This is a genomic window from Mycobacterium simiae (assembly GCF_008370645.1).
In the GTDB taxonomy this organism is placed as follows: domain Bacteria; phylum Actinomycetota; class Actinomycetes; order Mycobacteriales; family Mycobacteriaceae; genus Mycobacterium; species Mycobacterium simiae_A.
The window spans coordinates 1-956 of sequence record NZ_VTZN01000423.1 but is presented as its reverse complement, the minus strand read 5'-3'; the positions used below and the strand labels follow the sequence as shown (position 1 = coordinate 956).

Annotated in this window: 1 protein-coding gene; it reads right to left on the bottom strand. The window is 63.8% G+C overall.

The window, feature by feature from the left end; all coding sequences use genetic code 11:
* Positions 1 to 956 (bottom strand): AMP-binding protein (locus tag F0Q45_RS26225; RefSeq protein ID WP_149656618.1); only part of this gene is annotated, 956 nt, incomplete at both ends.

Sequence of the window (956 nt, the reverse complement as noted above, 5' to 3'; positions counted from 1 at the left end):
TCGGCTCCTGATCTCGATAGCCCCGCGCCAACACCTCACCGGCGATGTACAACTCGCCGGGCACTCCCGCCGGCACCACGCACAAGCCCGCATCCAACACGAATACCTGGCAGTTCCATTGGGGCACGCCGATCGGGACCGATGCACCGGTGTGGGGCCGGTATGACCAGTGCGTCACGGAAACCGTCGCCTCGGTCGGTCCATACAGGTTGTGCAGGCCCGCCGCACAGATGTCGGAAAAGGCTGCCGCGGTGTGGGCGGACAACGCCTCGCCGATGATGAACACCTCGCGCAACGACGCCAACTGCTCCGGTACTGCCGACGAGCACAACGCCGATAACATCGGGGGCACGAAATCGGTCAACGTCACGCCATGGGCGGCAATCGCCTCGGCCACATATCGCGGATCCTTCTGCCCCTGTGGCGCAGCCAATACCAACCGCGCACCCGAAATCAGGGGTGCCAGATAGCCCCACAGCGACACGTCGAACGTGCTGGCCGTCTTCTGTAGATACACGTCCTGGGGCCCGATTCGGTACTGGCCCATCATCCACAACAGGTGGTTGACAATCGCGCGGTGAGTCACCGCCACGCCCTTGGGCCGCCCAGTCGAGCCCGACGTGAACATCACGTAGGCACGATGATCGGGCTCGAGAGGCAGCAGCCGGTCGGCATCGGTGATCAGATCTGCCGAATATGCCGACACGTCCAGGTAATTGAGGTCGAAGGCGACCACACCGTCCTCGGGGTCAAAGCCCTCGTCGGTCAATACACACACCGGATCGGAAGTGGTCAGGACGTGGTTGATCCGGTGGACGGGATGAGTGGGATCGACCGGCACGAAAGCCCCGCCGGCCGCCACGATCGCCTGCATAGCCACCACCAGGTTCACCCCGCGGCCCATAGCCAGGCCAACCACCAGCTCCGGACCCACGCCTTGCGCAATCAAGAATCGT